8 protein-coding genes are annotated in these 5,531 nt (G+C 38.4%); 4 read left to right on the top strand and 4 right to left on the bottom strand.

Annotated features, from left to right (window positions below; all coding sequences use genetic code 11):
* Nucleotides 1-130: 130 nt before the first annotated feature.
* From B4K20_RS13565 to B4K20_RS13550, 4 genes are all read right to left on the bottom strand, one after another.
* Nucleotides 131-1,060, bottom strand: coding sequence for a hypothetical protein (locus B4K20_RS13565; RefSeq protein WP_289283280.1), 930 nt, complete (start codon nt 1,058-1,060; stop codon nt 131-133).
* A 331-nt stretch (nt 1,061-1,391) separates the two neighbouring features.
* On the bottom strand, nt 1,392-2,153 hold the full coding sequence (locus B4K20_RS13560) for a hypothetical protein (protein WP_289283279.1): 762 nt from the start codon (nt 2,151-2,153) through the stop codon (nt 1,392-1,394).
* 68 nt (nt 2,154-2,221) lie between these two features.
* The gene (locus B4K20_RS13555) at nt 2,222-2,989 is read right to left on the bottom strand and encodes a hypothetical protein (RefSeq protein WP_289283278.1); all 768 of its coding nucleotides are present in this window, start codon (nt 2,987-2,989) and stop codon (nt 2,222-2,224) included.
* A 2-nt stretch (nt 2,990-2,991) separates the two neighbouring features.
* The gene (locus tag B4K20_RS13550; protein WP_289283277.1) at nt 2,992-3,597 is read right to left on the bottom strand and encodes a hypothetical protein; all 606 of its coding nucleotides are present in this window, start codon (nt 3,595-3,597) and stop codon (nt 2,992-2,994) included.
* 283 nt (nt 3,598-3,880) lie between these two features.
* Between B4K20_RS13550 and B4K20_RS13545 the strand changes: the two genes are divergently transcribed.
* From B4K20_RS13545 to B4K20_RS13530, 4 genes are all read left to right on the top strand, one after another.
* Complete coding sequence (locus B4K20_RS13545; protein WP_289283276.1) at nt 3,881-4,210, top strand: hypothetical protein; 330 nt, start codon at nt 3,881-3,883, stop codon at nt 4,208-4,210.
* Nucleotides 4,203-4,706, top strand: coding sequence for a BRO-N domain-containing protein (locus B4K20_RS13540; RefSeq protein ID WP_289283275.1), 504 nt, complete (start codon nt 4,203-4,205; stop codon nt 4,704-4,706). Before B4K20_RS13545 ends, B4K20_RS13540 begins: the two co-directional genes overlap by 8 nt.
* Nucleotides 4,707-4,723: 17 nt before the next feature.
* A complete protein-coding gene (locus B4K20_RS13535; protein ID WP_289283274.1) occupies nt 4,724-4,900 on the top strand; it encodes a hypothetical protein in 177 nt (58 codons plus the stop codon).
* Between the two features lie 107 nt (nt 4,901-5,007).
* A complete protein-coding gene (locus B4K20_RS13530; RefSeq protein ID WP_289283273.1) occupies nt 5,008-5,295 on the top strand; it encodes a hypothetical protein in 288 nt (95 codons plus the stop codon).
* Nucleotides 5,296-5,531 lie beyond the last annotated feature (236 nt).

Raw genomic sequence — 5,531 nt, 5'->3', positions numbered from 1 at the left:
TATTTCAAAATTACTTATCATGAAACTACTGATAAATATGTTGTATCTGTTTGTTATCGTGCCATTAATCAAGATGCAGCTGGGGAGTTGTTGGATATAGTAAGACAATTCCTTTTGTCTCACCAACTCATTAGGTCCAGTCTTTAATTAAAATTTCTTTAATTACGTAGTCTTTTTGGGTCGGGTCGTATTTCTTGATTATTGATATATCAGCTTTAATGTTTACATTGCCGTGAAGCTTATTAGGATCTATGTCTTCAGTCAGTGTAATTTTAGTTGCAGTATCCACAATACCTTTTGCTACACCAGCCCAACCTTGGCGTCGTTTGCGTGCATCACTTGCAGCAATATACACATCGACATTTGTGTAGGTTTCTATTTTCTCTTCGGGTTGAGGAGGTGTGTAACTGCTAGGTGTTGCCTTTACAAATTCAGGCTTCAGCGTCAGTTGATCATTATCATCCAGACTAATACTTGCCTTACTGTCATCTTTTGCAGGCTTAACAAAATCTACAGCAGCCTTTGCGATTTTTTTCTTATCAACAGTAGCAGATACGATATCAACGATTTGTTGACCCGTTAAGGCACCATCACCAACACCGATGACACTATTATTGATGTTGGTTGTATAGTTTTTAATTGATTGCGGGACAGGGTCATTATCTGAAAGAATAGCCCAAGTCGCGCCACTAGCAATACCAGCGGCTAATAGTAATCCAAGCACTTGGCGCATTGTCTTTTTATCCTCGTCATCCGTGCTATTGCTAAAGACTGCGTTACGAATTTTACATAGTTTTTCACGAAATTTCTTGTATTCTTCTTCGCCACCAAACACCAGATCTATAATGAAATTTTCTGATAAAGAGCCTGACTCTAACTTATCCAGATATATATTGATTTCTTTGATGTCGACATCATCAAATATCTTTTTTATCGATGGTTTTAACTCATCAATTAAAGTTTCAGCAGCGAGTAGCCCCTTGATGACATTTTTTATAGGGATGCGTTTTTCGTTGGAATAGTAGATCTGATGATCAACTGTCATCGTAAGAACAGCCATCACGTCTCCTTATTATTGCAGATATGTTGAAATTCCTGCATCAAAGTCCATTTTGTTTCTTCATTCCTAAATTTAGAAGACTTGATACATTCAAAATAAGATTATTGCATAAAGTTAACGCGTGTTAACACTGTTAACATCGATAACAATATCTAATATGTGGATTGGATGGAGACAGGCTTTTTTCTGTCCATCATTGCGATTGCTCAATGAGACAGGTTGTGGTGATGGTGAAGGGCTTATAAACTCATGCACGGCAAGTACTCTCAAAAGTACATTTTTCTAATTTGATTATGTCGTCCAGGTTGTGAGTGCTTGCCAGATTTATTTACTAATCTGGCCTCATTTCTTCTATTTTCTTTTGCTCACGGTTTTTTATTTCTTTTTTTAAATTTTCAAGCTTGAGTCTATCCGATCTTTCAGGGTTAAGCTTGCAGTGATAGTGATGATGTGCCTTTTCTAATTCTTCTCGATCTTTTTCTTTTTCTCTTTCAGATTTTTGTTTTATTCCCCATAGCTTTAAGGCTTTTGAGGTTGCAATATATAGGCTATAAATAAGTGCAATGAATGACACTACAGGGTTTGCCCAACCATAAAACGCAATTAGTCCAGGAATTAAACAGAACCAGATGGTAAGAACAATTAGAAATATACGGTTAGAACGACCTTGTTTTTTTAGGTCACTCAATGCTTCTTCAGATGTCCTAAATTTGAATCCAGCATAAATCTTTGACAAGCTTTCTTTTGTTAAGTCAATTTTAGGTATTTTATCTGGAGGGTAATCTCCCCAACACATGTAGATTCCATTTTCAGTCGGGTAACCTAAAAGAAACTCACCACCGGCTAGTTCATTAATATCAAACTTAATATCTGTTTGATTTATTAAAAGTACTTGTAGTGGAGTTGGATATCGATGTACCCAAATCTTGAGCTCTTCTTCACAAATTTTTTTTGCATCATTGATTAATGAATCATCGTATAAATAAATATCGAGTACAGCTGAGTCTTGTCCAGTAAAAACAGGTAAGTATTTGACATAGTATCCTGTTCGCTTTTCTTCAATGTCTTCATATCTTATCCAGTCATCGATCATGGCTTGTCTCTCAAAAGTACATTTTTCTAATTTGATTATGTCGTCCAGGTTGTGAGCGCTTGTCTGAACTAATAAATCAATAGTGATTCAAATTCAAATTCTTTTAGGTGGGCGGGAGGAGAGATATGATCGACAAGTTTCTGACGGTCAGCTTTGGTAATAATATTCCATTGTTCGAGATCAAAGAAAATTGCTATAACTCTTTTATGCATATCTAGACATATCATGGTGTCATTACTGTCAGTAAATTTGTATGAGGCTACTAAACAATTGTGTAGACCATTTACTTCCATCGTTATTTCATCAAGATATACGTTAACTCTATGAGTGGCTTCATGAAGTGTATTTTTTGATTGAGTTGCATTTTTATAGACTTCACGTAACTGAGGTAGTGACTCGATAATTTCTTTGGCACGCCTATGCTTCATACCATCATGGTTCAGCAGCTTGTATTCAGCTAAATTAAAATGATATTTGTAATCGTCTCCATGAACTGAAGGAAAGTTCATTTTTATAAGCTCTTTGAATCTGTCATATTGCATCTCGAATCGCTTTACGTATGATTCGAATAAATCAGCTTTCCTTTGTCTTTCTATCTGTTCACGTTGTTCATTGAGTTGGTCTCGTTGAAGTTTTAAGGTCGACAAAAGGGCAATGACAGAAGCGATAGTGAGGATGGGCATAACAAGGTTGCCAACGTAAGTTGCAAAGTCAGCAAAATCTCCTGGTCCACCGATATCTCTATCCCAGAAATTAAAAACATAAACGCCTACGATACATATGATAAGAAGAACACAAGCAATAATCGTATAGGTGAGAACTTTATTAAAACCCATTATTACTCTCCAAACTTTTCTCTGGCACGACGCTCAATTTCTTTTTTGGCTAATTCAGCTGGATACCTGACATTATCGTGTCCAGGAAACTCTATCGAAAAGTCACAACTAGTGCATTCCAGCCCAACGCTATCAGTGTATTGCGAAAATCTAGAAGGATTTTCTGTGAAGGTATAACGCTCAAGTTCAAGATCACATGTTTTACAGTAAGGGATAAGTTTTATTGGCTCTTTAAAATACCAACTCCATCGCCACACAACACCCTTAATAGTATCTTTCGTGTAATTTTTACGAGTTAGTTTTTTATATGGAATGAAATTTCTTATTAAGTGAGATAGAGCATAAGTAACAAGGGCTATTATCACTACCCACATATATCCTGGGACAGCATAAGAATCAGTGAAACACTGCCACGTCTTATAAAATGCAAAAGTGATAGTCCTCCAAATGGAGGAAAGTGGGGTATATTCAGAAAAATATTCAATTAAAGCTAAAAATAGCCCACCAAAAACAGTAATTATTATTCCTTCAAAAATTCTCTTCACCATCTGTTTGGCACTCTCATTACATCCACTGTTATATAATTTGATTATTGCACGCCACATCATTTGTTAACACTGTTGACAGGGATAACAGGAAATACTATCTTGATTATGCACTGGCAAAATCCAGTGTCAGGGTTTCGCAGCCTTGTATGGTAAGATTCGTGTGAAAGCGCGGTAGCGCTTTTTTTGTGCCTATCATTTCTATGGTGGGTGTACGTTGGGGAGCCTTGTGCTCGCCGGTCTTGTACGCGAGTCTTCCACCGGTCTGCGAACCCAGCGTATGCCCATCGCCCTTATTTCGCAGTAACGGTGATGGTCTTTCAATTTAGTTAAGGAAGATCTCGCTATGAAACAGCACTATTCCCGCCTGAGTTTCGTTCAGGCTATTTCTCAAAATGATTCATTCTATAATTCAGAGCCTAATTACCAGGTCAGCACCGGCACGGTTTGGGGCTGGTGTGACAGTCCAGAAGCACCGCTGGTCATCAAGCTATCATCCGGTGTGCATTTCACTTGTTATGGCATCAGCCATATTCAAAAACAATCGGCACTAGCCCAAGGGGCCATTGGCCAAAAGGTCGCGTTTTATCATCGTGGGTTTGATATCCAAGGCAAGCCACTTTTCCCCGTATTCAAAACCTTATTAATCGGTGATGAGGTGCATGGTCATGAGTAATCTAAAAACATTAGCTAATCCATTCACCTTCAAAGGCCATGATGTGCGTGTGGCCGTAACCGAGCAGGGCGGTGTGTTATTTCATGCTGAGGATATCGCCAAGGTGCTCGGTATGGATAAAGTCATGTTCGAGGATGCCGTTCGGTTAATACCAGGTGACTGGCGAATGGTGTTACCTGGTAGCGACTTTATCTTCATTACCGAACCGGCCGTGTTCAAACTGATATTCCATTATCAGTCTGAGCAGGCGGTATCATTGGCTGAGTGGATAGTGCAGGACGTACTAACCACACTTAGAAAACATGATTTTTTCGGTGAACTCAATCCAGCGTTAAGACTGGAATATTCCAAAACCATCACCGACCTGACAATGCAGCTATTAAGCAACCGGTCGGAGCATATCCGCGATGTATTAGTGGCAGAACTGCGTGATTGTTGCAACCTGGTAGGCAGACAACTACCTGCAGCAGTCAATACAAGCAGCATGCACTTCTGATTTATTAAGGATGTGGTATGAAACAATTAATAAGAGAAATGGAAGAGAAGGTCATCGCGTTACGTGGGGCCGCTCATGGAATTGCAGCATCGATGGATGAAGAAACCATCACCAGTGAACAGGCATATCAGTTGCTAAAGTCTCTGGCCGATGGCATTCAAACAATCATTGATAAGCGTTCGATACCTGAATAAATCATCACTCAGCACGGGCCGGCTTTTTAGTCGGCCTTTTTTCTTGTATATATTTAAAAGACTGATTAATTTAGCGATTGTATGAAATCTGTTTAGGGAATCAATTTATGGGATTTAATGTGAATGATTTTCGTAAGGTAGAAGAGCAGGTGAAAAGCCATGCCATCGAGACGATGTCAGTTCGTGAGCTTCAGTCAATAAAGAATTCATTGCTTACTAATAGACCAGATCCAAATACGAAATCATTTATGCAAATACAATGGGATATCGTCTATAAAGAAGTAACGTCTCAGATAGATAGTAAGGTTGCGAAGAAACGTTTTTGTATTGGTGTAACTATTAGCTCGGTGATTCTGGTGATAAGCCTGGTCAATCTCGTAAGAAGTTTTCTGTAGTCATCCTCACGGCTTTTTAGTAGTAGGTTATTGCGAATAAACCACCACAATAATAACTAAAGATAGCCAGCCCAAAAAACACTCCTCCTCACCCGCGAGCTTTTTGAAATTTTTTTGAATTTTGAAAAACATCGTGAATCAGCCAATCACATCTAAACAGGCTTAAATTCTCGGCTTGAAACATAAAAAAATGACTTAAAACCGCTTCAGTAAATGAAGTATCTAGATACTAAATG

Origin of the sequence: Methylophaga sp. UBA5088 (assembly GCF_002414625.1) — a bacterium.
GTDB classification, from domain to species: Bacteria; Pseudomonadota; Gammaproteobacteria; order Nitrosococcales; family Methylophagaceae; genus Methylophaga; species Methylophaga marina.
This window is presented reverse-complemented; position numbering and strand designations above follow the sequence as displayed.

Bases quoted from the DNA above. Each gene is read 5' to 3' on its own strand.
- B4K20_RS13565 (WP_289283280.1), bottom strand. From the start codon at position 1,060: ATGGCTGTTCTTACGATGACAGTTGATCATCAGATCTACTATTCCAAC.
- B4K20_RS13560 (WP_289283279.1), bottom strand. From the start codon at position 2,153: ATGATCGATGACTGGATAAGATATGAAGACATTGAAGAAAAGCGAACA.
- B4K20_RS13555 (WP_289283278.1), bottom strand. From the start codon at position 2,989: ATGGGTTTTAATAAAGTTCTCACCTATACGATTATTGCTTGTGTTCTT.
- B4K20_RS13550 (WP_289283277.1), bottom strand. From the start codon at position 3,597: ATGATGTGGCGTGCAATAATCAAATTATATAACAGTGGATGTAATGAG.
- B4K20_RS13545 (WP_289283276.1), top strand. From the start codon at position 3,881: ATGAAACAGCACTATTCCCGCCTGAGTTTCGTTCAGGCTATTTCTCAA.
- B4K20_RS13540 (WP_289283275.1), top strand. From the start codon at position 4,203: ATGAGTAATCTAAAAACATTAGCTAATCCATTCACCTTCAAAGGCCAT.
- B4K20_RS13535 (WP_289283274.1), top strand. From the start codon at position 4,724: ATGAAACAATTAATAAGAGAAATGGAAGAGAAGGTCATCGCGTTACGT.
- B4K20_RS13530 (WP_289283273.1), top strand. From the start codon at position 5,008: ATGGGATTTAATGTGAATGATTTTCGTAAGGTAGAAGAGCAGGTGAAA.